The organism is Pseudomonas sp. DSP3-2-3, assembly GCF_049898225.1.
Lineage (GTDB): Bacteria > Pseudomonadota > Gammaproteobacteria > Pseudomonadales > Pseudomonadaceae > Aquipseudomonas.
Genome location: NZ_JAFCXH010000072.1, coordinates 1 through 2576, shown reverse-complemented (window position 1 = coordinate 2576; position 2576 = coordinate 1). Strand labels below are relative to the sequence as shown.

At 62.3% G+C, this 2576-nt stretch carries 2 protein-coding genes; both read left to right on the top strand.

The window, feature by feature from the left end; all coding sequences use genetic code 11:
• The first annotated feature begins 181 nt into the window (after positions 1 to 181).
• Positions 182 to 1696: an IS21 family transposase gene (gene istA / locus ACP7E4_RS30360; RefSeq protein WP_426119956.1), complete on the top strand. Its 1515-nt coding sequence runs from the start codon at positions 182 to 184 to the stop codon at positions 1694 to 1696.
• A gap of 20 nt (positions 1697 to 1716) precedes the next feature.
• Positions 1717 to 2472, top strand: coding sequence for an IS21-like element ISPre4 family helper ATPase IstB (gene istB / locus ACP7E4_RS30355; protein ID WP_426119954.1), 756 nt, complete (start codon positions 1717 to 1719; stop codon positions 2470 to 2472).
• Positions 2473 to 2576 lie beyond the last annotated feature (104 nt).

Genomic DNA, 2576 nt, shown 5'->3' with positions numbered 1-2576 from the left:
TGCGTATTCCACGGCCATCCGGCCACTGATTCCATGAACATCCGGCCACCTATTCCACGGTGACCCGGCCACCCATTCCACGCACATCCGGCCACCCCAAAGGCAGGCAGCGACGCAGGATTAATTCACTACCATCGACCTCTTTTATCGAAGCTAAGGGGTCGTCGTGGAGCGTTTATCCATGCGTAAGATTCGAGAAGTATTACGCCTCAAGTTTGAGGTCGGCCTATCTGCTCGTCAGATATCCACCAGCTTGCAAGTCGGGCGAGCCACCGTCGGTGATTATCTCAATCGCTTCGCTGCCAGCGGGCTGTCTTGGCCCTCTGCATTCACCGATGCTGAGCTGCAAGGGCGTTTGTTTCCGCCAGCACCGACAGTTCCCAGCGATCAAAGACCGATGCCTGACTGGGCATGGGCGCACGCCGAGTTACGCCGCCCCGGCGTCACTCTGGCTCTGCTTTGGCAGGAATATCGGCTCAGTCACCCACAGGGCTTTCAATACAGCTGGTTCTGCGAGCACTACCGCCTCTGGGCCGCCAAGGTCGACGTGGTCATGCGTCAGGAACATCGTGCGGGCGAAAAGCTGTTCGTCGACTATGCCGGCCAAACGGTGCCCATCATCGACCGGCAGACCGGCGAGATCCGCCAGGCCCAGATCTTCGTTGCCGTGCTGGGAGCGTCCAGCTACACCTTCGCCGAGGCCACCTGGTCGCAGAAACTCCCCGACTGGCTGGGCTCGCACGCTCGATGTTTTGCTTTTTTCGGCGGGACATCGCAGATCCTGGTGCCGGATAATCTGCGTAGCGGCGTCACCAAAGCGCATCGTTACGAACCGGACATCAACCCCAGCTACCGCGACCTGGCCGAGCACTACGGCGTCGCTGTACTACCTGCTCGCTCACGCAAACCCAAGGATAAAGCCAAGGTCGAAGTCGGCGTGCAGGTGGTCGAGCGCTGGATCCTGGCGGCGCTGCGCAACCGCCAGTTTTTCTCGCTGGGCGAACTCAACACGGCGATCGGCGTGCTGCTGGATCGGCTCAATCACAAGCCCTTCAAGAAGCTGCCCGGCTCACGCTGCTCAGCCTTCGAGAGCATCGATCAACCCGCGCTGCAACCGCTGCCGGAGCATCCTTACGTCTACGCCGAATGGAAAAAGGTACGCGTCCACATCGACTACCACGTCGAGATCGACGGTCACTACTACTCGGTGCCGTACCAGTTGGTGAAGCATCAACTGGAAGTGCGCCTGACCGCGCAGACGGTGGAATGCTTCCACGCCAACCAGCGCGTGGCCAGCCACCGGCGCTCGCCGCACAAAGGCCGCCACACCACTCAGACCGAACACATGCCCAAGAGTCACCGCGAACACGCCGAGTGGACGCCGCAACGGTTGATCCACTGGGCCGAGCAAACCGGCCCGAATACGGCCGGCGTCATCGCCTACATCCTCGAACGCCGAATCCATCCGCAACACGGCTTCCGCGCCTGCCTGGGCATCCTGCGTCTGGGCAAACAGCACGGCGAAGAGCGGCTGGAAGCCGCTTGCCAGCGGGCGCTGGCGCTGGGCGCATGCAGTTACAAGAGCCTGGAATCGATCCTGCGCCAAGGGCTGGAACGGCTGCCGCTGGCCCAGCAAAACCTGCCGCTGTTGCCCGACGAGCACATCAACCTGCGTGGCCCTGGCTACTACCACTGACCTGAAAAAGGAGCATCAAAATGCTACCGAACCCGACCCTGGACAAGCTGCAAGCCCTGCGCCTGCACGGCATGATCAAAGCGCTGAGCGAGCAACACGCAACGCCCGACATCAACGATCTCAGCTTCGACGAGCGCCTTGGCCTGATGGTCGACCGAGAGCTGACCGAGCGCGAAAACGCCCGCCTGACGACTCGCCTCAAAGCGGCGCGGCTGCGCCACAACGCCTGCCTGGAAGACATCGACTACCGCAGCCCACGTGGTCTGGACAAGGCGTTGATCCTGCAACTGGGCAGCGGCCAATGGCTGCGCGATGGCCTGAACCTGATCATCGGCGGCCCGACGGGCGCAGGCAAAACCTGGCTTGCCTGCGCACTAGCCCACAAGGCCTGCCGCGACGGCTACAGCGTGCGCTACCTGCGCTTGCCACGCTTGATGGAGGAGCTGGGCCTTGCTCACGGCGACGGACGCTTCGCCAAACTCATGGCCGGCTACGCCAAGACAGACTTGCTGATCCTGGACGACTGGGGCCTGGCGCCGTTTACCGCGCAACAACGGCGCGACATGCTGGAGCTGCTGGACGACCGCTATGGCCATCGCTCGACGCTGGTCACCAGCCAGATGCCGGTGGACAAATGGCACGCACTGATCGGCGATCCGACCTTGGGCGACGCGATCCTCGACCGGCTGGTTCACAACGCTTACCGGATCGAACTGAAGGGCGAATCGATGCGCAGACGCGTAACGAAATTGACGACGGCAGGGACTTCAGACTAACAATGCAAACCTGCGTCGCTGCGCTCCGACTGCCCGGCCGGATGAGCGTGGAACGGGTGGCCGGATGTTGGTGGACTGGGTGGCCAGATGGCGTGGAATGCGCA

What these genes read in the sequence shown, in the direction of transcription:
- istA (WP_426119956.1), top strand. Translation starts at nt 182, where the DNA reads ATGCGTAAGATTCGAGAAGTATTACGCCTCAAGTTTGAGGTCGGCCTA.
- istB (WP_426119954.1), top strand. Translation starts at nt 1,717, where the DNA reads ATGCTACCGAACCCGACCCTGGACAAGCTGCAAGCCCTGCGCCTGCAC.